At 65.5% G+C, this 21,714-nt stretch carries 25 protein-coding genes; 21 read left to right on the top strand and 4 right to left on the bottom strand.

From position 1 onward, the window contains the following. Positions 1 to 98: 98 nt before the first annotated feature. The gene (locus ABZ293_RS11720; RefSeq protein ID WP_355179675.1) at positions 99 to 1,400 is read left to right on the top strand and encodes a TetR family transcriptional regulator; all 1,302 of its coding nucleotides are present in this window, start codon (positions 99 to 101) and stop codon (positions 1,398 to 1,400) included. 19 nt (positions 1,401 to 1,419) lie between these two features. Here the strand turns inward: ABZ293_RS11720 and ABZ293_RS11715 are convergent, their stop codons facing one another. Further along, positions 1,420 to 2,940 (bottom strand): aldehyde dehydrogenase family protein, encoded by a 1,521-nt coding sequence (locus ABZ293_RS11715; RefSeq protein ID WP_355180001.1) that lies wholly within the window; start codon positions 2,938 to 2,940, stop codon positions 1,420 to 1,422. A gap of 369 nt (positions 2,941 to 3,309) precedes the next feature. Here ABZ293_RS11715 and ABZ293_RS11710 point away from each other — a divergent pair, with 369 nt between their 5' ends. From ABZ293_RS11710 to ABZ293_RS11695, 4 genes are all read left to right on the top strand, one after another. Continuing rightward, complete coding sequence (locus ABZ293_RS11710) at positions 3,310 to 4,311, top strand: ATP-binding cassette domain-containing protein (protein WP_355179673.1); 1,002 nt, start codon at positions 3,310 to 3,312, stop codon at positions 4,309 to 4,311. A 35-nt stretch (positions 4,312 to 4,346) separates the two neighbouring features. Next, positions 4,347 to 5,129 carry an ABC transporter permease gene (locus ABZ293_RS11705; RefSeq protein WP_355179999.1) on the top strand — a complete coding sequence of 261 codons (783 nt, stop codon included), beginning with the start codon at positions 4,347 to 4,349 and terminating at the stop codon, positions 5,127 to 5,129. Next, positions 5,126 to 5,980, top strand: coding sequence for an ABC transporter permease (locus ABZ293_RS11700; protein WP_355179671.1), 855 nt, complete (start codon positions 5,126 to 5,128; stop codon positions 5,978 to 5,980). The genes ABZ293_RS11705 and ABZ293_RS11700 overlap by 4 nt, the downstream gene beginning before the upstream one ends. A gap of 150 nt (positions 5,981 to 6,130) precedes the next feature. Then, positions 6,131 to 6,721 (top strand): Uma2 family endonuclease, encoded by a 591-nt coding sequence (locus ABZ293_RS11695; protein WP_355179669.1) that lies wholly within the window; start codon positions 6,131 to 6,133, stop codon positions 6,719 to 6,721. A gap of 28 nt (positions 6,722 to 6,749) precedes the next feature. On the opposite strand, the gene ABZ293_RS11690 is transcribed toward ABZ293_RS11695, so the two are convergent. Both ABZ293_RS11690 and ABZ293_RS11685 read right to left on the bottom strand, forming a co-directional pair. Continuing rightward, entirely contained in the window at positions 6,750 to 7,946 is a 1,197-nt protein-coding gene (locus ABZ293_RS11690) for a lycopene cyclase family protein (RefSeq protein WP_355179667.1), read from the bottom strand. 115 nt (positions 7,947 to 8,061) lie between these two features. Continuing rightward, positions 8,062 to 8,538, bottom strand: a complete 477-nt coding sequence (locus tag ABZ293_RS11685) for a hotdog fold domain-containing protein (RefSeq protein ID WP_354960685.1) — start codon at positions 8,536 to 8,538, stop codon at positions 8,062 to 8,064. Between the two features lie 655 nt (positions 8,539 to 9,193). Here ABZ293_RS11685 and rpsJ point away from each other — a divergent pair. From rpsJ to rpsQ, 11 genes are read left to right on the top strand one after another with little or no spacing between them, the layout of a single operon-like run. After that, positions 9,194 to 9,499, top strand: coding sequence for a 30S ribosomal protein S10 (gene rpsJ, locus ABZ293_RS11680; protein WP_003938093.1), 306 nt, complete (start codon positions 9,194 to 9,196; stop codon positions 9,497 to 9,499). Positions 9,500 to 9,513: 14 nt separating this feature from the next. Next, complete coding sequence (rplC, locus tag ABZ293_RS11675) at positions 9,514 to 10,179, top strand: 50S ribosomal protein L3 (RefSeq protein ID WP_354960686.1); 666 nt, start codon at positions 9,514 to 9,516, stop codon at positions 10,177 to 10,179. Further along, entirely contained in the window at positions 10,176 to 10,850 is a 675-nt protein-coding gene (gene rplD / locus ABZ293_RS11670) for a 50S ribosomal protein L4 (RefSeq protein ID WP_355179665.1), read from the top strand. The genes rplC and rplD overlap by 4 nt, the downstream gene beginning before the upstream one ends. Next, a complete protein-coding gene (gene rplW / locus ABZ293_RS11665; protein WP_040686547.1) occupies positions 10,847 to 11,152 on the top strand; it encodes a 50S ribosomal protein L23 in 306 nt (101 codons plus the stop codon). The genes rplD and rplW overlap by 4 nt, the downstream gene beginning before the upstream one ends. 33 nt (positions 11,153 to 11,185) lie before the next feature. Next, the gene (gene rplB / locus ABZ293_RS11660; protein ID WP_354960688.1) at positions 11,186 to 12,022 is read left to right on the top strand and encodes a 50S ribosomal protein L2; all 837 of its coding nucleotides are present in this window, start codon (positions 11,186 to 11,188) and stop codon (positions 12,020 to 12,022) included. A gap of 15 nt (positions 12,023 to 12,037) precedes the next feature. Further along, positions 12,038 to 12,319, top strand: coding sequence for a 30S ribosomal protein S19 (gene rpsS / locus ABZ293_RS11655; protein WP_040686549.1), 282 nt, complete (start codon positions 12,038 to 12,040; stop codon positions 12,317 to 12,319). Further along, on the top strand, positions 12,316 to 12,714 hold the full coding sequence (gene rplV / locus ABZ293_RS11650; protein ID WP_062983231.1) for a 50S ribosomal protein L22: 399 nt from the start codon (positions 12,316 to 12,318) through the stop codon (positions 12,712 to 12,714). Before rpsS ends, rplV begins: the two co-directional genes overlap by 4 nt. Beyond that, the gene (rpsC, locus tag ABZ293_RS11645) at positions 12,715 to 13,524 is read left to right on the top strand and encodes a 30S ribosomal protein S3 (protein ID WP_355179663.1); all 810 of its coding nucleotides are present in this window, start codon (positions 12,715 to 12,717) and stop codon (positions 13,522 to 13,524) included. A 3-nt stretch (positions 13,525 to 13,527) separates the two neighbouring features. Continuing rightward, positions 13,528 to 13,944, top strand: coding sequence for a 50S ribosomal protein L16 (rplP, locus tag ABZ293_RS11640; protein ID WP_067666862.1), 417 nt, complete (start codon positions 13,528 to 13,530; stop codon positions 13,942 to 13,944). Next, positions 13,944 to 14,183 carry a 50S ribosomal protein L29 gene (rpmC, locus tag ABZ293_RS11635; protein WP_040686552.1) on the top strand — a complete coding sequence of 80 codons (240 nt, stop codon included), beginning with the start codon at positions 13,944 to 13,946 and terminating at the stop codon, positions 14,181 to 14,183. The genes rplP and rpmC overlap by 1 nt, the downstream gene beginning before the upstream one ends. Next, positions 14,180 to 14,458, top strand: coding sequence for a 30S ribosomal protein S17 (gene rpsQ, locus ABZ293_RS11630; RefSeq protein WP_355179661.1), 279 nt, complete (start codon positions 14,180 to 14,182; stop codon positions 14,456 to 14,458). The genes rpmC and rpsQ overlap by 4 nt, the downstream gene beginning before the upstream one ends. Positions 14,459 to 14,558: 100 nt before the next feature. Here the strand turns inward: rpsQ and ABZ293_RS11625 are convergent, their stop codons facing one another. Beyond that, positions 14,559 to 15,029 (bottom strand): hypothetical protein, encoded by a 471-nt coding sequence (locus ABZ293_RS11625; protein WP_355179659.1) that lies wholly within the window; start codon positions 15,027 to 15,029, stop codon positions 14,559 to 14,561. A 127-nt stretch (positions 15,030 to 15,156) separates the two neighbouring features. Between ABZ293_RS11625 and ABZ293_RS11620 the strand changes: the two genes are divergently transcribed. The 5 genes from ABZ293_RS11620 to ABZ293_RS11600 all read left to right on the top strand — a co-directional run bounded on the left by ABZ293_RS11620 (position 15,157) and on the right by ABZ293_RS11600 (position 21,612). Next, positions 15,157 to 16,368, top strand: a complete 1,212-nt coding sequence (locus tag ABZ293_RS11620) for a helix-turn-helix transcriptional regulator (protein ID WP_355179657.1) — start codon at positions 15,157 to 15,159, stop codon at positions 16,366 to 16,368. Between the two features lie 4 nt (positions 16,369 to 16,372). Then, complete coding sequence (locus tag ABZ293_RS11615; RefSeq protein ID WP_355179655.1) at positions 16,373 to 16,834, top strand: NUDIX hydrolase; 462 nt, start codon at positions 16,373 to 16,375, stop codon at positions 16,832 to 16,834. A gap of 347 nt (positions 16,835 to 17,181) precedes the next feature. Continuing rightward, positions 17,182 to 18,441, top strand: coding sequence for an MFS transporter (locus ABZ293_RS11610; protein ID WP_355179653.1), 1,260 nt, complete (start codon positions 17,182 to 17,184; stop codon positions 18,439 to 18,441). 413 nt (positions 18,442 to 18,854) lie between these two features. Beyond that, positions 18,855 to 19,376: an EXLDI protein gene (locus ABZ293_RS11605; RefSeq protein WP_355179651.1), complete on the top strand. Its 522-nt coding sequence runs from the start codon at positions 18,855 to 18,857 to the stop codon at positions 19,374 to 19,376. A 49-nt stretch (positions 19,377 to 19,425) separates the two neighbouring features. Then, the gene (locus ABZ293_RS11600) at positions 19,426 to 21,612 is read left to right on the top strand and encodes an MMPL family transporter (RefSeq protein ID WP_355179649.1); all 2,187 of its coding nucleotides are present in this window, start codon (positions 19,426 to 19,428) and stop codon (positions 21,610 to 21,612) included. The last annotated feature ends 102 nt before the right edge of the window (positions 21,613 to 21,714 follow it).

Here is a 21,714-nt window from a genome sequence, read left to right as displayed (position 1 = left end):
TGGCCATGAATGGTGGTTAACTTTGCGAATTGTGGTTAACTTAGGATGATTTGTCGGGCGCTGTCAACCGGCGGCGCCGTCGCAGAACGGAGAGTTTCATGGTCGCGGATCGCAGCGAGGTCGACATCGCTGGCGATCGCTTTCGGGTCGCTCGAAACAACCCCGATCCCGCGCGCGCCGATGCGGGTGGGACCCGGGCGGCCGCCGAACCCGCCCCATCGGTCCGGCGTCGCCCGAAGGATCGCAAGGTCCAGATCATCCGGGCCGCCGCGCGCGCGTTCAGCGAGCGCGGGTACTACCCGGTCGGCGTCGACGAGATCGCCGCCGAGGTCGGTATCTCGGGGCCCGCGCTGTATCGCCATTTCGCGAACAAGTACGCGTTGCTGGTCGCGGCCGCCGAGGAAGGCGCACTGCACCTGCTGAAGGTCGCGCGCGGCGCGGACGATCCGACCCTGGCGCCGGAGGCCAGGCTCGATGCGCTGATCAAGGCGCTCAGTGACCACACCATCGACATCCGCCGCGAGGCCGGGCTGTACCGCTGGGAGCGGCGCTATCTGGAGGCCGAGGACCGGGCCCGGATCAGGAAGGTCTACGACGCGCTCAACGCGCTGCTGGCCGAGCCGATCGGACAGCTGCGCCCCACCGCGCCGCCCGCCGATGTGGCGATGCTGGCCGCCGGGGTGCTCAGCGCCATCGCCAGCATCTCCTCGCATCGCACCGCGCTGGCCACCGCCCGACTGCTGCCACTGCTGCGCGAGATGTGCTGGTCGATCCTGCGCGCCGAGCTGCCGCCCGCGCCGACCGAACCCGATCCCGGACCGGCCGCCCGCGGCCTGCCGATCACCTCGAAACGCGAACAGTTGCTCACCGAGGCGATCCGGATCTTCGGTCGCCAGGGTTATCACGAGGCCAGCATCGAGGAGATCGGTGCGGCCGTCGGCATCAATGCCTCCAGCGTCTACCGGTACTTCACCAGCAAGGCCGATCTGCTCGCCGCCGCCTTCCATCGCACCGGTGACCGGGTGGCCATCGCGATCACCGAGGCGCTGGCCGAGGCGACCAGCCGCCCCGATGCGGTCCGGCGCATCGCCGACCGCTACGCCCGGCTCACCTTCTCGATGCCGGAGATCATGCCGGTCTACTACGCCGAATTCAGCAATCTGCCGCCGGCCGAACAGCACAAGCTGCGCGCCATCCAGCGCCAGAATGTGCTGGAGTGGGCCAACCTGCTCGACGGCGATCAGGTCGAGGCGCGTTTCCGCGTGCACGCCGCGCTCGGTCAGGTGATCGACGTCGGCCGGTTGACCAAATTCGACTCCCGGCCCGAGCAGATCGCACGCGTGCGCGCCCTGATGGAAGCCGTGCTGCTCGGACGCGGGACGGCCGAACCTCGCTCGTAAGACTCGCTCCGTCCCAGCTCTACCGTCCGTGGCGCACTCGGAAGATGGTCTTCGCCGTGCGCAGATGGCGGGGATGCCGATCGAAGGTGGACAGGTTCACCGGGGCGCGGTAGCGCTTGCGGGCGATGGCCAGCGTCCGGCTGAACTCGCGCAGTCCCTGGTCGCCGTGATGGTGTCCCTGCCCGTATTCGCCGACGCCACCGAATGGCAACGCGGGGATCCCGGCGTACGTGGTCGAAGAATTGATGGTCACAACGCCGACCCGCAGCTGTTCGGCGAAGGATTCGATGCCGTGCACATCGCGGGTGAACACCGACACCGCGACACCATTGCCGACCGCGTTGATGCGCCGCGCCGCCTCGTCCATATTCGCGACCTTGTTGACGATCAGCACCGGCCCGATGCCCTCGCCGGTGATCGCGACGCTCTCCTCCGGCACCTCGGCGAGCACGATCGGTTCGATATAGGGCTCGCGTATCGAGTCCAGTCCGCCGACCACCGCGCGCCCGCCCCTGGCCAGCGCATCGCGCACCTGCCTGCGCACCACGTCGACCTGTGATTCCAGAATCATCGGGCCGTAGGAGGCGCGCCTATCCGCACCGGGGCGCAGTCGCCGCGCCTGTTCGACCACCAGTTCCAGGAATCGGTCGTAGACGGAGTTGGCGACATAGGCCCGCTGGATACCGGTCGAGTTCTGGCCCGCATTGGCCATCGCGCCGAAGACCGCGGCCTCCGCGGCCTCGTCGAGTTTGGCGTCGACGTGAACCACCATGGTGCCCTTGCCATTACGCTCGACCACCACCGGAGTCATGGTCTGCGCGCACAGCGAGATCACCTCCCGCGCGCCCGCATCCGAACCGGCGTAGGCGATTTTGTCCACCTTGCCGCGACACAGCGCCGCGGTGGTGGCGTGATCGCCGGTGACCACTTGCAGCACAGGCTGATTCGGCGCCAGCTTGTTCCAGCTGTCGGCCAGCCAGACCCCGACGCCGGTGGTGAGTTCATCGGGTTTGAACACCACGGCATTGCCCGCGGCCATTGCGTAGGCGATCGAACCCATCGGGGTGGACACCGGGTTGTTCCACGGTCCGAGCACGCCGACGACGCCGAGGGGCAGATAGCCGACAGAGGCGTGCTGATTGCGGCTCAGCCAGGTCGATCCGAGCTTGCGCCGATCCAGTACCCGGGCGGCATTGCGGGCCGCCCAATCCAGATTCTCGACGGCGAGCATCACCTCGATTGCCGCGTCCGCCTCCGGTTTTCCGGTTTCCTCGCACAGGATCTCCACCAATTCGCCTGCGCGCCTGGCGATACTGCGCTTCCAGTCCAGTAGCCAGCGTTTGCGAGCGCTGAATCCCAGTTCCGCCCACCACTTTTCGGCGGAGCGTGCGGCGCGCACGGTGCGGTTGAGTTCACCGGCGCCCATTACGGCGTAGTTGCCGACGATTTCGCCGGTGCGCGGGTCATAGGACGTCAGCACGTTCGGTCGGCCCGATCCTCCCGTATGCGCTGCCAGTCTCGGCTGCGCGGTCTCGGCCATGGTCACCTCTCGCAGGGTCGATCCGCCGCAGACCGCCGAGCGCTAGGCGAAGCAGTGCTGCCGCAACGAGTGAGTGCGTGTTCCCCCGCCTAGCAGACTATGGTTGCCGCGACGGCCCGACAAGGCGCTCCTGCCGCCCCTGCGCTGCCCTTGACCGCCGCGACCAGCGACGATCCCGGCCGCGGCGGATCGGCCACTGCAAATGTGATCAAGGACACACTTAGGTTTCGGACCGGTGGGTATGTCGCGCTCGGGCATATAGGAATGCGCGGGCCGGTAACATCACGCCTGGCGGCAGGGATCACCAACCGGGACGTATTCATGCCTAACGCCTAGCGACCGCCGCCGATCAGACACAGTGGAGAGTTGATGCCGAGCTTGAACAAATCGGATTCGCACGCGAGCGACCCACCACTCGAAGGTGGTGAGGCCGCGGTCGTCGTTGCCGACGTCCGAAAGTCATTCGGCGATGTGCATGCGTTGCAGGGCATCAGTTTTACCGCCGAGCGGGCCAGTGTGCTCGGCATCCTCGGGCCGAACGGCGCGGGTAAGACCACGATGGTCAAGGTGCTGTCCACCCTGCTGCGCCCGGACTCCGGCACTGCCATCGTCGCGGGCCACGATGTGCAGAAGGATCCGGCGGGCGTGCGGCGCTCGATCATGATGACCGGCCAGTACGCCGCACTCGATGAGAACCTCTCCGGCCGCGAGAACCTGGAGCTGTTCGGCCGCCTGATGGGCCTCGGCAAATCCGCCGCCCGCAAGCGCGCCGACACCCTGCTCGAGGAATTCGACCTGGTGAGTGCGGGCCGTCGTGCGGTGCGCAATTATTCGGGCGGCATGCGTCGTCGTGTCGATATCGCCTGCGGCCTGGTGGTGCGCCCCGAGGTGGTGTTCCTCGACGAGCCGACCACCGGCCTGGACCCGCGCAGCCGCCAGGGCGTGTGGGATCTGGTGACCGCGCTCAAGGATCAGGGCATCACGGTGCTGCTCACCACGCAGTACCTCGAGGAAGCCGATGTGCTCAGCGACAACATCATCGTCATCGATAAGGGCACGGTGATCGCCGAGGGCACCGCCGACGAGCTCAAGGAGAAGACCGGCGGCAGCTACTGCGAGGTGGTGCCGCTGGATCCGACCCAGCTCGGCAAGGCCGCCGCCGCGCTCGGTGATCTGGTGCCCGCCGCGGTGCTCGCCGATATCGATGGCGGGGACCGGCTTTCCATTCCGGCGCCCGATGGTGCTGCCACCCTCTCCGAGGCGTTGCGCAGGCTCGATGCCGCCGAGATCCAGCTGGCCGATATCGCGCTGCGGCGGCCCTCGCTCGATGATGTATTCCTGTCCATCACCGGCCATTCGGGCGGCCACTAGTGAGTTCCGCAATCGTTGAGCAGCCCGAAACGGCGCTGCTCTTCGCCGAGCTGCCCGCGGCCCGACTGTCCGCCTTCGCGCAGTGGCGGGCGCTGACCGGACGCATCGTCCGAACCATGGCCACCAAGGGCGAGCTGATCGTCGCAATGATCACCCCGCTGGTCTTCACCCTCGGTTTCTATCTGCCGCTGCGGTACGTGATGAAGTTCCAGGGCATCGACTACGCCCAGTTCGTCATGCCGATCATCGTGCTGCAGACCATGGCCTTCACCATGATGTCGAATGCGCAGCTGGCCGCCTACGAGGCGCTGACCGGTCTGAGTACCCGACTACAGACGATGCCGATCGGCGCCACGGTGCCCTTGAGCGCGCGCATCGCGGCCGGGTTGGTCCGTTCGCTGACCGCGCTGACCGCGGCGATCATCTTCGGCTACATGATCGGCTTCCGATTCATCGCCGGTGCCGGTCAGGCCGTGCTGTTCTGCGTGTTCTCGATCGCGGTCGGTACCGTGCTCGCACTCGGCGCGGATGCGCTCGGCAGTCTGACCAAGAGTCCGGAATCGCTGAGCCAGGCATTGACATTGCCCACCTTGATCTTCGGCATGCTCTCGTGCGGATTCGTCCCGGAGCGCAGCTTCCCGATGTGGATCCGGCCGTTCGTGCGCAATCAGCCGATTTCCCAGTTCTCCTTCGCGCTGCGCGATATGGCCCATGGCGGGGTGAGCTGGGACGTGCTGTGGGTGCCACTGGTCTGGTTGGGTGGTGCGGCGATCGTCTTCACCCCGTTGGCGATCTGGGCGAGCGTGAGGCGGTCATGAGTTCTGTCGAGACTGTGCAGCGCACCGAGATCGACGGGTTCCAGGTGCTGCCGCGGGTCACCCCGCCGTCCGAACGTGCGCTGTCCACCTGGGTCGCGCACAGCCTGATCCAGTGCAAGCGACTGCTGCTGGTGTGGGCGCGCGATCCGGCGACCACCATCCAGACGCTGGTCTACCCGGCACTGACGCTGTTGATGTTCCGCATCGTGCTCGGCAATTCGATCACCGCGGCCACCGGCATGCCGAGCGTCTACGGGCAGGTCGCGCTGATCACGCTGGTCGCCGCGATGTCGGGTGCGGTGGTCAGTGCGCTGGGATTCAAGGGCGAGAAGTTCACCGGACTGCTCGGGCGCTTCTGGACCATGCCGGTGCACCGGGCGGCCGGACTGACCGGCAGGCTCTTTGCCGAGGCGGTCCGCGTCCTGGTCACCACCCTGTTCGTGATCGCGGTCGGCCTCACCCTTGGCTTCCGGTTCGGCCAGGGCCCGCTCGCGGCCATCGCGCTGATCGGCATTCCGGTGCTGTTCGGCGTGGGTTTCGCCGTGCTCGTCACCGCGCTGGCGACCATTACCGAGGGTGTCATGCTCGTCAGCCTGATCGGCATCTTCAACACCCTGCTGCTGTTCTTCAACAGCGGCTTCGTACCGGTCTTCGCCTACCCGATCTGGCTGCAGGACGTGGTCGCCAACCAGCCGATGAGCTGTGCCATCGATGCCATGAAGGGTCTGTCCTACGGCGGTTCGGTAGCCGAACCCCTCCTCAAAACCGTCGCCTGGGTACTAGGCCTCACCATCGTGTTCGCCTACCCCGCCATCCGCGGCTACCAACGCGCCGCCGAAACCGGCGCCTGACGAACTCGGCCCGGTCGGCGCGGCTGCGCCGACCGGGCCGAGTGTTCTCTGCGGCGCCTTCGAAACAGGGCATCCGACCAGGCTATCGATCGGACGCACTTGTCATAGGCGACCCGTATGCTGAGGGCACGAGCGGAGGAGGTGTCAGCAGTGACCGCAGCCAAGGCGCATGAGCCGCAGAGGGATCCAGCAGATGTGCTGTTGGAGGGCTTCCACGCGCTGGAGACTCCGGAAGGATTCCGGGCCGAGCTGATCGAGGGGGACATCATCGTGACACCACCGCCGGACGGTAATCACGAGCAGAACATCTCCACGCTGATTCGGCAGGTGTACCGGCAGTCCGCAACGGAGTTTTCCTTCTCCGGCCATAAGGGGTTGTCGCTGGACCGTGGCGGACTCTGCCCGAAAAACCATTTGATTCCCGACGGCGTATTCGTCCCCGACGGTGCATTCATCGACGAGCCCTCATGGATGTCGGTCGGCAAGGTCGTCATGGTCGTCGAGGTCACCAGCTCGAAACCGGATTGGGATCGCAAGACCAAGCGATACTGCTATGCCCGCGGAGCGGTGCCGCTCTATCTACTCATCGATCGGCAGCAGCAGACGATCACTCTCCTCGGTGAACCCGGCGGCGAGGCGGACCTGATCGACTACCGCTCGGAGATCAGAGTTCCCTTCGGGAAGCCACTCGAACTTCCCGACCCCTTCTCGTTCACGCTGGAAACCGTCGATTTTCGTTGAGGCGCAGATATTTCGAATGATCGGGGCGTCATTCTGTGCGTCGCGAGATGCGCTCGAGTGGCTCTGCGAAATCGTAGTTCAGCCAGCGGTTTCGGTTGGTCCAGCCGACCAGGTCGTAGCGCCAGCGGAAGGGCCAGGTGTGGGCGACGGTGTTGAAGAGGACGGCGCCGAGGGAGGTGTAGTCGTCGTGGGCCGAGAGTAGGGCGCGTTGGCCGCGTGGGGTGGCGCTGAAGAAGGTGTCGAACATGGCGGTGGACTGTTCGGTGGTCAGGCGGCCCAGGCCCCAGAGGCCGCGCATGCGCATCCAGTACACCAGCCGCGCCCGCCACGGCCAGAGTTCGACGATCGGGTCGCGGCCTTGCCGCAGGGCCGCGACGGCGGTGTCGACGAGGGCAAGCGAACCGGCGACGCTGTAGCCCGTGCAAGGATGCATCATGCCGCCGCGGGAGCCGAACGGAATCGCCTGGGCGGTACCCCTTTTCGGCGGTGGCTGGTCGATTGGGTAATGTGCGGCCTCGGTCGGCTGCGTGCCGGTGAGTCGGATGCCGTGTGCGGCAAGGCGGTTCAGGGTGCGCCTGCGCAATTCGTGTTGCGGCATACCGCCGCGCAGGCCGAGGCTGGTCTCCTCGAAGATCACCGTGCCATCGCCGAGCGGGACGGCATAGAGGAACGACGGCGGTTCGTCCGGACCCGCGCCGTTCTGCGGACGCCAATCCAGCAGCAGCCCTTCACCTTCGGTGATCATCGGCGCCGCGGTCTCCGCGTCGACGAAGATGCCGTGCGCGCTCGCGGCTCGGCGCTGTCCGAGCGCGGGCAGTCCGCGGGTATCGAAAACCGTTTCCGCTCTGAGGATCGTGCCGTCGGCGAGCTCCACCTCATTGGCATCCACGCGCGTGGCCCGACCGGCGAACACGCTGGCCTCGTCGAGTGCAAGCGCATCGCGCAGACCGGTTTTCGACAGCACACAGTAGGGCCGGTCGATGCGATGCTCGGACACGGTCCAGACCGTCGGCCGCGGAATACGCGCGGCAATGGCGCTGGGCGGCAGCCACTCCGGCAGCTCATCGATCCAGCAGGAGAAGGTGGGCGGCCAGAGCCGGTCGGGCCGCGGATCGACGGCCGCCACGGTACAGCCGGCCCGCATCGCCCGATGCGCCAGCGCCCGTCCGGTCGGCCCGAGCCCGACCACACAGAGGTCGAATTCCCGGACCGCGCTGTCACTCATGGTTCGCATTCAAATCGCACCGCCCGTGCGCCCGCAACACCGCCCCCTGGCCCGCGAGCTCCCGGGGCGGGGCGGCGGTGCCGCTCGCCGGTTCGAGACCGGGCGAGGGCATTGCCTACTTGGGCGTGACCCAGGTGGTGATATCGGCGTGTACGACCTCGAGACCGTGCTTGTCGTAAATGGATACCGGTACGACCAGTTCGCGGCCCTCGGTGATCTCGGTGAAGTCGGGCAACTCGGCCAGCTTCGCCACCGCGCGCAGCCCGGTCTCGGCCTTGGCCAGGTACTGCACATTCATGGCCTTGGGGATCCAGCGATGGGTATCGGGCACCGTCGCCTCGCTCAGCATTCCCATTGCCACCTCGGCCAGATTGCATGCCGCGATCGCGTGATAGGTGCCCAGATGGTTGTGGATGCCGAACCACTTGGGCGAGGTCACCTCGCAGAGGCCGGGTTCCAGTCGGACAACGCTCGGCAGCACCGTGCCGAAATAGGGCACTCGGGCCACCATGCCCAGCGAGAACAGGGTGTGCCCCAGCCGGTTGTCCGGCAGCTTCGTCCAGATGCGATGGGTCGCGGTCTGCTTCGTCATACCCTTATCTTACTCAAAAGTAAGTTAAGCTTCGGTAGGAGCGTGACATACTTTTGCCGCACCCGCCGGTGGCTGTTCGCTCCCGGTGGCTCAGGTGCGTTCGAGCGTGATCGCCCACCGCCTCGCAACCGGGGGCGCGCCCGGGATTCGTGCCCTGACCTGGTGGCGAGTCGAGGGGTGGGGGCGGATTTGATGTCGTCAACGGCGTCGGGCATACTGTTCGGGTTGCCTTGCACCAGGTCATGCCGTTCCGCGGCTGTGGCGGGTGGCGAGGCGAGCAACACCCAATCGTGTACCTCGCTGGCTTCCAGTGCGGGTACGTCCGGGACAACGTTCCAGGCCAGGTGAAGTTTCGAACCGGAGCCGAGGAATGAGCGGATGGGCGACACGCCCGACCGCGTGGACCGGAGAACCATGACAGATGAACAGCGGCGAGACTGTCGCACGTCAACCGGCGGAGCCGGGCGGCGTGCCCGGTCGGGGTCTCACTGTGTTGGATCTGCCCGAGCGGGGGCCCTGCGTTACGCAGGCTGCCTCTTCCGGGCCTGACCCACTCGGGCTGGGACGTCTTCGTGTGTTCGGGCTGTGCAATTGAAGGTGGTACGGAAGCCGGCTTCCGGACCACGAACGATAAGCGGAGAAAAGGACACTTAGCGTGGCGGGACAGAAGATCCGCATCAGGCTCAAGGCCTATGACCACGAAGCGATCGACGCGTCCGCGCGCAAGATCGTGGAGACGGTGACCCGCACCGGGGCCCGTGTGGTCGGGCCGGTGCCGTTGCCGACCGAAAAGAACGTGTACTGCGTCATCCGTTCGCCGCACAAGTACAAGGACTCGCGCGAGCACTTCGAGATGCGGACGCACAAGCGGCTGATCGACATCCTCGACCCGACGCCGAAGACGGTTGATGCCCTGATGCGCATCGATCTCCCGGCCAGCGTCGACGTCAACATTCAGTGACGGGGACTCGAATCATGACTGATAACAAGAACAGGCCCGCGGCGGGCATCCTGGGCACCAAGCTCGGCATGACCCAGGTGTTCGACGACAAGAACCGCGTCGTCCCCGTGACCGTCATCAAGGCCGGACCGAACGTCGTTACCCAGATCCGCACCGTGGAGCGCGACGGCTACAGCGCCGTCCAGGTCGCTTTCGGCGCCATCGACCCGCGCAAGGTGAACAAGCCGGTCTCCGGCCAGTTCACCAAGGCCGGTGTCACCCCGCGCCGCCATGTCGCCGAGATCCGGGTCGCGGATGCCTCCACCTTCGAGGTCGGCCAGGAGATCAACGCCGATGTCTTCGAAGAGGGCGCCTACGTCGACGTCACCGGCACCAGCAAGGGCAAGGGCTTCGCCGGCACCATGAAGCGTCACGGCTTCGCCGGTCAGGGCGCCTCGCACGGTGCGCAGGCCGTGCACCGTCGCCCGGGTTCCATCGGTGGCTGCGCCACCCCCGGCCGCGTGTTCAAGGGCATGCGCATGTCGGGCCGGATGGGCAATGACCGCGTCACCACGCAGAACCTGTCGGTTCACAAGGTGGACGTCGAGAACGGCCTGCTGCTGATCAAGGGAGCGATCCCGGGTCGCCGCGGCAACGTCGTCGTCGTCAAGAGCGCCGTGAAGGGTGGTGCACACGCATGACCAGCGTTGAGAAGAAGACCAACCTGACGCTTCCGGTCAAAGAACTGGGTGGCAAGACCAATGGCACCGTCGAACTCCCCTCGGAGATCTTCGACGCGACCGCGAACATCTCGCTGATGCACCAGGTGGTCATCGCGCAGCTCGCCGCTGCTCGCCAGGGCACCCATTCCACCAAGACCCGCGGTGAAGTCCGCGGTGGTGGCAAGAAGCCGTACCGCCAGAAGGGCACCGGCCGCGCCCGTCAGGGTTCGACCCGCGCGCCGCAGTTCACCGGCGGTGGCACCGTGCACGGTCCGCAGCCGCGTGACTACAGCCAGCGCACCCCCAAGAAGATGATCCGCGCCGCACTGCGCGGAGCTCTCTCGGATCGTGCGCGCAACGAGCGCATCCACGTGATCAGCGAGCTGGTCTCGGGGCAGACCCCGTCGACCAAGACCGCGAAGTCCTTCCTGTCCGAGCTGTCGGATCGGAAGAAGTTCCTCCTCGTCCTCGGACGTGAGGACATCGCGGCCTGGAAGAGCGTGCAGAACCTGGAGTTCGTGCACCCGATCGCGCCGGATCAGCTCAACACCTACGACGTGCTCGAGAGCGACGAAGTGGTGTTCAGCGTCGAGGCCTTGAACGCCTTCGTGCACGGCCCCGCCGAATCCGCACAGGAGGAGAGCAAGTGACCACGATCGCCGACCCCCGCGACATTCTGCTGGCGCCGGTCATCTCGGAGAAGTCCTACGGACTGATCGAGGAAGGCACCTACACCTTCATCGTGCACCCGGATTCCAACAAGACGCAGATCAAGATCGCCGTCGAGAAGGTCTTCGGCGTGAAGGTGACCAGCGTCAACACCGCCAACCGTCAGGGCAAGCGCAAGCGGACCCGCTTCGGTTACGGCAAGCGCAAGGACACCAAGCGCGCGCTCGTGACCATCTCGGCCGACAGCAAGCCCATCGAGATCTTCGGAGGCCCGGTCGCGTAAGCGCCTGGGATTCCAGAAAGCAGAGAAGAACTCATGGCAATCCGTAAATACAAGCCGACTACGCCGGGCCGTCGTGGCTCCAGCGTCTCGGACTTCGCTGAGATCACTCGGTCGACCCCCGAGAAGTCGCTGATCCGCCCGCTGCACAGCAAGGGTGGCCGCAACGCGCACGGTCGCATCACCACCCGTCACCGCGGTGGCGGCCACAAGCGTGCCTACCGTCTGATCGACTTCCGTCGCCTGGACAAGGACGGCATCCCGGCCAAGGTCGCGCACATCGAGTACGACCCGAACCGCACCGCCAACATCGCGCTGCTGCACTACGTGGACGGCGAGAAGCGCTACATCATCGCGCCGAAGGGTATCCAGCAGGGCACCCCGATCGAGTCCGGCCCGACGGCCGACATCAAGCCGGGTAACAACCTGCCGCTGCGCAATATCCCGACCGGTACCACGATCCACAATGTGGAGCTGCGTCCGGGCGGCGGCGCGAAGATGGCTCGTGCCGCTGGCATGAGCATCCAGCTGCTCGGTAAGGAAGGCCCCTACGCCACGCTGCGTATGCCCTCCGGTGAAATCCGCCGCGTCGACGTGCGCTGCCGCGCCACCGTCGGCGAGGTCGGCAATGCCGAACAGTCGAACATCAACTGGGGCAAGGCCGGTCGTATGCGCTGGAAGGGTCGCCGTCCCACGGTCCGTGGTGTCGTCATGAACCCGGTCGACCACCCGCATGGTGGTGGTGAGGGCAAGACCTCCGGTGGTCGCCACCCGGTCTCGCCGTGGGGTCAGCCGGAAGGCCGCACCCGCAAGCCCAACCGTCCGAGCGACAAGCTCATCGTCCGCCGTCGCAAGACCGGCAAGAAGCGCTGAAGGAGGAGGTAAGAAATGCCACGCAGCCTCAAGAAGGGCCCGTTCGTCGACGACCACCTCCTCGCGAAGGTGGACGTGCAGAACGAGAAGGGCAGCAAGCAGGTCATCAAGACCTGGTCCCGTCGTTCGACCATCATCCCCGATTTCATCGGTCACACCTTCGCCGTCCATGACGGCCGCAAGCATGTGCCGGTGTTCGTGTCGGAGTCCATGGTCGGCCACAAGCTGGGTGAGTTCGCGCCCACCAGGACGTTCAAGAGCCACGTCAAGGAAGACCGGAAGAGCAAGCGGCGATGACCACTGAGACTCAGAACCCGACTGCCCGGGCGACGGCGAAGCACGTTCGCGTCACCCCGATGAAGGCTCGCCGTGTCGTGGACCTGGTCCGCGGCAAGCGGGTCGAGGACGCCCTTGCGATCCTGAAGTTCGCGCCGCAGGCCGCGAGCGAGCCGGTCGCCAAGGTCGTCGCCAGCGCCGCGGCCAACGCCGAGAACAACCTCGGCCTGAACCCGGCCACGCTGGTCATCTCGACCGCCTACGTCGACGAGGGCGCGACCATGAAGCGCTTCCAGCCGCGGGCCCAGGGCCGCGCGTTCCGGATTCGCAAGCGCACCAGCCACATCACCATCGAGGTCGAGAGCGTGCCCACCGCCGGTGCTGCTCGCAGCCGCCGGAAGGGAGGGGCAAAGTAAATGGGACAGAAGATCAACCCCCATGGCTTCCGCCTCGGTATCACCACCGACTGGAAGTCGCGTTGGTACGCGGACAAGCAGTACGCGGACTACGTGAAGGAAGACGTCGCCATCCGCAAGCTCCTGGCCACTGGCATGGAGCGGGCGGGCATCTCCAAGGTGGAGATCGAGCGCACCCGTGACCGGGTTCGCGTCGACATCCACACCGCGCGTCCCGGTATCGTCATCGGCCGCCGCGGCGCCGAGGCCGACCGCATCCGCGCCGAGCTGGAGAAGCTCACCGGCAAGCAGGTGCAGCTGAACATCCTCGAGGTCAAGAACCCCGAGTCGGATGCGCAGCTCGTCGCCCAGGGTGTCGCCGAGCAGCTGTCGAACCGTGTGGCGTTCCGTCGCGCGATGCGCAAGGCCATCCAGTCGGCCATGCGTTCGCCGAACGTCAAGGGCATCCGGGTGCAGTGCTCGGGCCGCCTCGGCGGCGCCGAAATGTCGCGCTCGGAGTTCTACCGCGAGGGTCGGGTTCCGCTGCACACGCTGCGCGCGGACATCGACTACGGCCTCTACGAGGCCAAGACCACCTTCGGTCGCATCGGCGTGAAGGTCTGGATCTACAAGGGCGACATCGTCGGTGGCAAGCGTGAGGTCACGGCCGCGGCCGCGCCCGCCGCTGGTGACCGCCGCGAGCGTCGTGAGCGGCCGAGCCGCCCGCGTCGGTCCGGTTCCTCGGGTACCACCGCGACCAGCACTGAGGCCGGGCGTGCCGGCGCTGCCACTGCGGTTGCCGACGCCCCGGCAGAAACACAGGAGGGCTGACGCATGCTGATGCCACGGAAGGTCAAGCACCGGAAGCAGCATCACCCGGGCCGCAGCGGCATGGCCAAGGGCGGCACTTCGGTCGCGTTCGGCGAATACGGCATCCAGGCTCTCGAGCCCGCCTACGTCACCAACCGGCAGATCGAGTCCGCGCGTATCGCGATGACCCGCCACATCAAGCGTGGCGGCAAGATCTGGATCAACATCTACCCGGATCGCCCGCTCACCAAGAAGCCGGCCGAAACCCGCATGGGTTCCGGTAAGGGTTCGCCGGAGTGGTGGGTCGCGAACGTCAAGCCCGGACGCGTGATGTTCGAAATGAGTTACCCCAACGAGGAGACCGCTCGTGAGGCCCTGCGCCGCGCGATGCACAAGCTCCCCATGAAGTGCAGGATCGTGACCAGGGAGGAGCAGTTCTGATGGCTACCGGTACACCGGCCGCAGAGCTCCGCGAGCTCAACGAAGAGGAGCTCGTCGCCCGCCTGCGCGAGTCGAAGGAAGAGCTGTTCAATCTGCGCTTCCAGATGGCGACGGGTCAGTTGGACAACAACCGTCGCCTGCGCGTCGTGCGTCACGAGATCGCGCGCATCTACACGGTCATGCGTGAGCGTGAGCTCGGCCTGGCCTCGGCACCCGCTGGCAAGGGAGATGCGGCATGAGTGAAGAGAACGTGACACAGGAAAAGCGCGGCACCCGCAAGGTCCGCATCGGCTACGTGGTCTCGGACAAGATGAACAAGACCATCGTGGTCGAGCTGGAAGACCGCACGCGGCACAAGCTCTACGGCAAGATCATTCGCTCCACCACCAAGGTGAAGGCGCATGACGAGAACGAGATCGCCGGTGTCGGCGACCGCGTTCAGCTGATGGAGACCCGTCCGCTGTCGGCCACCAAGCACTGGCGTCTGGTCGAGGTCCTGGAGAAGGCCAAGTAGTTTCTAGCGCCCGCTTTGCGGGTCGCTCGAAACGACAGCTCTGAAAAGGGCCGTCCCCCGGAGTATTTCCGGTGGGGCGGTCCTTTTTATTTGTTCCGAGTCAGATCGTTTCGCGTTGCCGGTGGTTCCCTTTTATCGGTCTCAATGCGAGCGCGGTGGTGATAACCGTCGACAACGGGGGCAGACGCTGATCTCGCTCGGGCGGGTTGATCCAGTAGGCGCCCTCCCGGGTGTGCCTGCCGAGACCGGTCGGGATCATCAGCGCACTGCCGACGATCGGAACATGGATGTCGTTGCGGGAGAGCAGGTCCAGCACTCGATAGCCGGGGGAGTAGTCGACGGCTGCGATGAACGTCCAGCGGATCTGCCGGGCCAGGAGCGGACCGGGGTTGCCCTGCTGGCGAAGTGCGGCCAGCAGCTTCTCGGCGAATAGCTTCGGCACATGAACGATTCCCACCGCGTTCGTCACCGGCAGCATGACATAGCCGCCGCGTTCTTCGGCGGGCAGGTGAAATTGCTGGCGGTAGTACGCGACCCAATCGAGCACGGTCCGAACCTCTTCGATGTTCACGGTAATCCCGTCTCATCTGGCAGTGATGTCGTTGGCTTAGCAGTAGCCTGAGCCTTGTTCGAGTTTTCGCCCGGAATTTCCTTCCGGGATCCTTTCCAATTGAGGTGGAAATCGGCCTGTGCGCGGAATGACGCAGAATCTCACCATCGGGGAACGGGTGGCTTGGTATCGCCGCCGCCGAGGCATATCCCAAGAAGCTCTCGCCGGGCTCGTCGGACGCACCGACGACTGGATGAGCAAGGTCGAGAACAACCGGATCCCGTTGGACCGGCTATCGGTTATCCGTCTGCTCGCCGACGCCCTCGATGTTTCGCTAGGTGATCTGATCGGTGAGCCGACGCTGCTGGACTGGACCAGTGAAAGCGGGGTTTCCACCATCCCAGCACTGCGCGCCACATTGATGGACTACAGCCACCTGATGCGCACGCCGTCACCGTCGACGAGCAGATCTCGATCGTTCCAGCTCCCGGAGCTCGAACGGGATCTGAGCGAGGTATTCGCCGCCTACCAGGCCTCGAAGTTCGGCTACGCCGCCGGGCGACTGCCCGCGCTGTTGTCCACGGCGCTGTTGATGGTGCAATCCAATGCGGATGGACCGAGCAATCGAGTATTGGCGCTGGGTTATCAGGTCGCCGCGTCGGTGCTGACCAAACTCGGCGAGACAGACCTGGCCTGGAATGCGGCCGAGCGCGGACTTGCCGCCGCGCAGCGCGCCAACGATCCGGCGATCATCGGATCGTTGATCAGGACAGTCGCTTTCACCGTCATGTCGACGGGCCGGGTACAACCGGCCGTGAACCTGGTGGAAGCCGGAGCCGACTACCTGCAATCCCATCTCGGCGCCGGTCGGCCGGATGTGTGGTCCGTGTACGGAACGCTGCTGCTCGTCGGTTCGATGGCCGCAGCCCGCAATAATCGACGAGATGTAGTCCAGGGCTTTCTGGCAGAGGCAGATCAGGCGGCAGCGCGGTTGGGTGGCGACCACAACTACTTGTGGACCGCCTTCGGCCCTACCAATGTCGCGATCCACCGGGTCAATACCGCAATGGAATTGGGCGATGTGCAGATCGCGCTGAGCCTCGGTCCCAACCTCGATACCTCGGCATTGCCGATCGAGCGCCAGATCCGTCACCAGCTGGAACTCGCTCGGGCATTCAATCTCGCCGGGCGCCAACAGGATTCGATCACCGCCGTGCTCGACGCCGAACAGGCGGCACCGGAACAAGTTCGCCACCATTATCTGAGCCGACAGCTCGTACTCACGTGGATGCGCAGTGTCCACGGCAGTCCTTCGTTCGCATTGCAAGCCTTGGCCAAACGAATGCAGATCGTGAGGTGATCCAATGGTCGACGGGGACAATCGGTTTGCGCGCGCGCGGATGGCGGCGGGGGCACTTTTCGTCCGTGGTGACGAGGTGCTGTTGGTGCACAAGACCTATGGCAACGGTTGGGATATACCCGGTGGCTATGTAGAGCCGGGTGAAGCGCCTACCGCGACGTGCCGCCGCGAGGTCCGTGAGGAGCTCGGGATCGACCGCGTGCCGAAGCGATTGCTCGTCCACGACTGGGCGCCGAACCAGGGCGAAGGCGATAAGGCGCTCTATGTATTCGACTGTGGCGAACTGGGCGAGGATGAGCGCGCCATCGAACTTCAGCCAACCGAACTCGACGAGTGGAAATGGGTCCGCATCGATAAGGTCGATGAGTACGTCATTCCCAGGCTGGGCCGTCGCCTGAGGCAGGCCCATTCCGCCTATGTCGACGGTCGCACGGCGTACCTCGAACACGGGGAACCTGCGCCCTGAGGTGCATTGGTGGCCGAGGGGCAGCCGCCTCGGCTCACCATTCGTCACTCATATCGCAGCCGAGGTTGTCATGTGGGCGATGGGTCGTCCGTCTCGTTGGTGAGTCCGCGCTGGCCCGGCTGGCGGTCGCCGGTTGGGTGTCGCGTTCATGAGCGAACTGCGCGGCGCCGATAACGCCTGCACCCGACCACGGCTGGACTTTTACTTCGTGGGGTGAGGGATTCGTGACCGAATACGACGCCGACAGCGCCACGGCGGCAGGAGCGCACCTGCGACGAACCGCGCGGTGATCGGGCCTTGTCGCGCATTGACCGGATACGTCCATGACGTCTCGGTAGGACCGAATCATGGGATTAATTGGTGGCGCGGGGGCGGGTGGGCATGACACCCTCGATCGAATGCGGTCCTATCGCGAGGTCCTGTCCAACTCGGCGGTGCGCAATGTGCTGCTGCTGGGGGTGATGGTTCGCATACCGTTCTTCGCGGGGGCGGTGCTGCTCGCGCTGCATGTGGTGCAGACGCTGCACGGGTCGTACGCACAGGCCGGTGCGCTGAGTTCGGTTGTCACCCTGTGTATTGCGGTGAGTGGTCCGTGGCGCGGGCGGATGCTGGATCGGTTCGGGCTGCGGCGCACGATTCTGCCGTCGATCATTGTCGGGGCGGTGTGCTGGTCGATCGCGCCGTTCGTCGGATACGGGGCGCTACTGGTGCTCGCGGCGCTGGCGGGGCTGTTCGATATTCCGATCTTCACGGTGGTGCGCCAGGCCGTGATCGCGGCGACCACCGAGGAGAACCGGCAGCCCGCCCTGGCGTTGGAATCGGTGTCGGTGGAGACGGCCTTCATGGTCGGGCCGGTGCTCGGCGTTGCCGCCGCGACGGCCTGGTCGACGACGCTCACGCTGTTCGGAATGCAGATGGCGCTGGTGCTGGCAGGCGTTTTCGTATGGGTGCGCAATCCGCCGCTGCGCACCGATGACAACGATCGCTCGGCCGCCGTCCCGCGGCGTGCGTGGTTCCGGCTCGAATTCGTCGCGCTGTGTATCGGTGCGAGTGCGGCGATCGCGGTGCTCGCGGGTTCGGAGTTGACCTTCGTCTCGGCCATTCGAGAGTTCGGCGCGCAGCGATGGCTCGGTGTGGTGATGGCCGTATGGGGTTTCGGTTCGCTGGTCGGCGGACTCGTCTACGGCGCTCTGCATCGACCGATCTCGACCTACCTCCTGCTCGCCGGGCTCGGCGCCATCACCATTCCGATGTGCTTCGCCGTCGGACCGCTATCGCTCGGCGTGACCGGGCTCATCGCGGGCGCACTCTGCGCGCCGACGCTTGTCGCATCCGTCGACCAGCTGAGCCGAATCGTTCCGGAGAGTGGGCGCGGTGAAGCGATCGGCTGGCACGGTGCCGCAATGACTCTCGGCAATGGCATCGGCAGCTCACTCGCCGGCGTCGCCATCGATGCGGGCGGCTTCCCCGCGGGCTTCGCGGCGGCCGGGGCGCTCGGACTCGGACTCGGCATCGGCCTGGCGCTGCTGGTCAGCGTGGCGCGGCGGCGTCGCGCGGACCGGGAAAGACGGCCCGCCTTGGCCGGTGGTGAGGTCGCTCGACCTTAGGGCTTGCGTTATACGTATACATCTACTTATAGTGATTCCCGACGGGATACCGCGGAGTGCGCTCGGGGGTACCGGAAAACAGCAGATCGACTCGTCGCAACGGACCGAAGCAGGGTCCGTTGGCGCTGATTCCATGCGTAATTGCATATTCGTTTATGAGATGAGGTAGTCATGGCCGCGGATTCGCACACATCCGCCCGTCCAAACGGTTCGACCGCGGGCGCGGTTGATATCGACCGCGAGCTGGTCGACGCCGAGATCGAAGACCTCGACATCTGACCCCTTCGGCGGCTCTCGCGGATCACCGAGGGCGCGATCGCCGAAAGAGCAAGAGCCACCGACGACGGTATCCGGCTGGAACCGTCGGTGAAGCAGCATGCGCATGTGCGCATTAATTTATGAAATGGGGAGTTATGACCACCGACCACAATGCGCCTACGGACACCGAATCCTCGGCCGTCGTCGACGTCACCAAGGCGGAGCCGGGCGAAGCCACCGAGGCGGCGCCGGGTGAGGCCACCGAGGCGGCGTCGGGTGAGGCCACCGAGGCGGCGTCGGGCGAGTTCCAGGAAATCCTGCTCGAGGTAGGCCCGGGTGGCGGACGCAAACAGCGCTTCCAGGGGCAACTGCTCGGCCAGGCGCGCAGCTACACGACCGATGGTGTCGAGCTGACCCAGGTCTATCTGAGCCGTAAGGGCAAGTACGTGGTGCATCGGCGGATATCCGAATGGTCCGACTTCGCGGCGATGAGCTGGATCACGGACTGGCGGAAGAACTGGCGCGACATATTCGACATCAACGAACAGGTCTGGGCCGACTACACGGTCGAAGTCGTCGAATCCTTTGCGGATCTGGCCGGACGGATCCCGGCGAAGATCTACCGCTCCCTGGTCGATATGACCCAGTACCCGCAGGCCGAGGACCTCGATATCTGAGCCATCGGCTCCCGAGTCTCGTACCGATTCCCGAAAGGAATTGTCCCGCATGTTCGCTCGATTGGGCGCGATCGTCGTTCACAACCCGTGGAAGGTGATCGGTCTCTGGCTGCTCATCATTATCGCGGTGGTGGCCTCGGCGCCGAAACTCAAATCGACCACCGATCAATCCGCCTTCCTGCCTTCGCATTATGAGTCGATTCAGGCAATGGAATTGCAGCAGAAGGCATTTCCGCAGAACGAGGCGCCCGCGGCGCTCCTGGTCTTCGTGCGCTCGGACGGTGCACCGCTGAGCGAAGGGGATTCGGCGAGTGTCGCGACGATCACGGCCAAGTTGAACGACCAGCGCATCAAGGATGTCATCGGGATCCAGGCCGGTCCGGCCTCGGAGAACCGGTTGGTGCAGATCGCCGCCGTGCAGATGACGAAGGTGACCAGTGCGGGCGATACCACGCAGAGCGATGCGGTCAAGAAGTTGCGTGACGCATTGCAGGAGCAGGTGCATGGCACGGATCTGAAGGCGGGCGTCACCGGTCAGGCCGCGCAGATGCTGGATCAAACCGAATCCAGCACCAAGGGTATGGCCATTATCGGTGTCGCCACCGTCGTGCTGATCCTGGTGCTGTTGCTGGTCATCTTCCGCAGTCCCGTGATCGCGCTGCTGCCGATCATTATCATCGGCGCGATCTCCAGCACCGTCGGTGGCCTGATCGCCATGGCGGCCAAGGCATTCGATCTGCAGGTGGACAGTTCGGTGAACTCGATCCTGTTGGTCGTGCTCTTCGGCGTCGGCACCGACTACATCCTGTTCCTGATGTTCCGCTACCGGGAACGGCTGCGTGCGGGGGAGGATCCGAAGACCGCCATGGTCAGTGCCGTCACCAAGGTCGGTGAGGCCATTACCTCGGCGGCGGGTGCGGTGATCATCGCCTTCATGGCGCTGACGCTCTCGACACTCGGCATGTTCCGTGCGCTGGGTCCGGCGCTGGCGATCGCCGTCGGGGTGGCGTTGCTCGCCGGGCTGACCCTGGTGCCCGCCGTCGTTTCGCTGCTCGGCACCAAGGTGTTCTGGCCCTCCAAGGCCTGGCGGCAGGAGCCGAAGGGGGCACGCTTCGGCGCCATCGGCGCGGCACTTGGGCGGCGCCCGGGAGCATTCGCGGCGGTCTCCGGTGGTCTGCTGGTGGCCCTCGGTGTGCTGGCCTTCGGCTTCAATCCGACCTTCGATCTCAGCTCCGGCTCGACTTCGGACACCTCCGAATCCACGGTGTACAGCAAGGAATTGCTCAAGGGTCTGCCCGCCGGATCGACCCAGCCTTCCGATGTGCTGCTGCGCTCAACCAATGGCGCACCGCTCGATGGTGACCAGCTCACCGTCTACCGCGCGGCGCTCGCGGCTGTGTCCGGCGTGAGTCAGGTTGGGGCGCCGACAGTTTCGAGCGACAGTATGGCCGCCGACTTCCAGGTGACACTCGCGGGCGCACCCGAATCGGATGCGGCTCTGGATACGGTGCGCGGTCCGTTGCGGGATACGGCACATTCGATGGCACCCGCGGGCACCACGGCCGTCGTGGGCGGGATCTCCTCGGTGTACGTCGATTTCCAGGATGCGATGGTGCACGACTACAAGATCGTGTTCCCGGTGGCCGGCATCCTGATCATGATCGTGCTCGCCCTCTTGCTGCGCAGCCTGGTTGCCCCGTGGTATCTGATGGCCTCGGTGTTCCTCGGCTTCGCCGCCACGCTCGGTGCCTCGGTCCTGGTGTTCCAGCACTTCCAGGGCAACTCCGGGCTGATCTTCACTCTCCCGGTGATCATGTACCTGTTCGTGGTGGCACTCGGCACGGACTACAACATCCTCATGGTTGCGCGGTTGCGTGAGGAGGCCCGGGCCGGTAACGAGCCGAAACAGGCTGCGGCCCTGGCCGTGCGGCACACCGGGCCGACCGTCGCCGCGGCCGGTGTGATCCTCGCGGGCACCTTCGCGTCGATGATGCTGGCGGGCAATAATGTGCTCTCTCAGATGGGATTCGCCATCTCGGTCGGCATTGCGATCGCGGCATTCGTGATGGCGATGTTCTTCACCCCGGCCGTGACCGCGCTCATCGGTCACCGCGCGTGGTGGCCGGGGCACGGGGATCGGGATTCTTCGGGTGGGTCCGGCGACGGTCGGTCGGACGAGGCGCACTGGGATCAGTACGCCTACGCGGACACCTACTACAGCTCCGGAGCCCAGTAGGCACCGGCGGCGGGGCGATCCTCGCCCTGGTCGAATATCCGCTAGTGGCAGGGGTGAGTTCAGCCGCTGAATGAGCAAGAGGCCGTCCGGCTCGGAACATCC

Origin of the sequence: Nocardia sp. NPDC005998 (assembly GCF_040614395.1) — a bacterium.
Classification (GTDB): domain Bacteria; phylum Actinomycetota; class Actinomycetes; order Mycobacteriales; family Mycobacteriaceae; genus Nocardia.
The sequence above is the reverse complement of the archived record's forward strand: the minus strand, read 5'-3'. Positions and strand labels throughout refer to the sequence as shown.

Excerpts from the sequence above, each read along its gene's own strand:
- ABZ293_RS11720 (WP_355179675.1), top strand. The coding sequence starts at position 99 with ATGGTCGCGGATCGCAGCGAGGTCGACATCGCTGGCGATCGCTTTCGG.
- ABZ293_RS11715 (WP_355180001.1), bottom strand. The coding sequence starts at position 2,940 with ATGGCCGAGACCGCGCAGCCGAGACTGGCAGCGCATACGGGAGGATCG.
- ABZ293_RS11710 (WP_355179673.1), top strand. The coding sequence starts at position 3,310 with ATGCCGAGCTTGAACAAATCGGATTCGCACGCGAGCGACCCACCACTC.
- ABZ293_RS11700 (WP_355179671.1), top strand. The coding sequence starts at position 5,126 with ATGAGTTCTGTCGAGACTGTGCAGCGCACCGAGATCGACGGGTTCCAG.
- ABZ293_RS11690 (WP_355179667.1), bottom strand. The coding sequence starts at position 7,946 with ATGAGTGACAGCGCGGTCCGGGAATTCGACCTCTGTGTGGTCGGGCTC.
- ABZ293_RS11685 (WP_354960685.1), bottom strand. The coding sequence starts at position 8,538 with ATGACGAAGCAGACCGCGACCCATCGCATCTGGACGAAGCTGCCGGAC.
- rplC (WP_354960686.1), top strand. The coding sequence starts at position 9,514 with ATGACTGATAACAAGAACAGGCCCGCGGCGGGCATCCTGGGCACCAAG.
- rplD (WP_355179665.1), top strand. The coding sequence starts at position 10,176 with ATGACCAGCGTTGAGAAGAAGACCAACCTGACGCTTCCGGTCAAAGAA.
- rplB (WP_354960688.1), top strand. The coding sequence starts at position 11,186 with ATGGCAATCCGTAAATACAAGCCGACTACGCCGGGCCGTCGTGGCTCC.
- rpsS (WP_040686549.1), top strand. The coding sequence starts at position 12,038 with ATGCCACGCAGCCTCAAGAAGGGCCCGTTCGTCGACGACCACCTCCTC.
- rplV (WP_062983231.1), top strand. The coding sequence starts at position 12,316 with ATGACCACTGAGACTCAGAACCCGACTGCCCGGGCGACGGCGAAGCAC.
- rpsC (WP_355179663.1), top strand. The coding sequence starts at position 12,715 with ATGGGACAGAAGATCAACCCCCATGGCTTCCGCCTCGGTATCACCACC.
- rplP (WP_067666862.1), top strand. The coding sequence starts at position 13,528 with ATGCTGATGCCACGGAAGGTCAAGCACCGGAAGCAGCATCACCCGGGC.
- rpmC (WP_040686552.1), top strand. The coding sequence starts at position 13,944 with ATGGCTACCGGTACACCGGCCGCAGAGCTCCGCGAGCTCAACGAAGAG.
- rpsQ (WP_355179661.1), top strand. The coding sequence starts at position 14,180 with ATGAGTGAAGAGAACGTGACACAGGAAAAGCGCGGCACCCGCAAGGTC.
- ABZ293_RS11620 (WP_355179657.1), top strand. The coding sequence starts at position 15,157 with ATGACGCAGAATCTCACCATCGGGGAACGGGTGGCTTGGTATCGCCGC.
- ABZ293_RS11615 (WP_355179655.1), top strand. The coding sequence starts at position 16,373 with ATGGTCGACGGGGACAATCGGTTTGCGCGCGCGCGGATGGCGGCGGGG.
- ABZ293_RS11610 (WP_355179653.1), top strand. The coding sequence starts at position 17,182 with ATGGGATTAATTGGTGGCGCGGGGGCGGGTGGGCATGACACCCTCGAT.
- ABZ293_RS11605 (WP_355179651.1), top strand. The coding sequence starts at position 18,855 with ATGACCACCGACCACAATGCGCCTACGGACACCGAATCCTCGGCCGTC.
- ABZ293_RS11600 (WP_355179649.1), top strand. The coding sequence starts at position 19,426 with ATGTTCGCTCGATTGGGCGCGATCGTCGTTCACAACCCGTGGAAGGTG.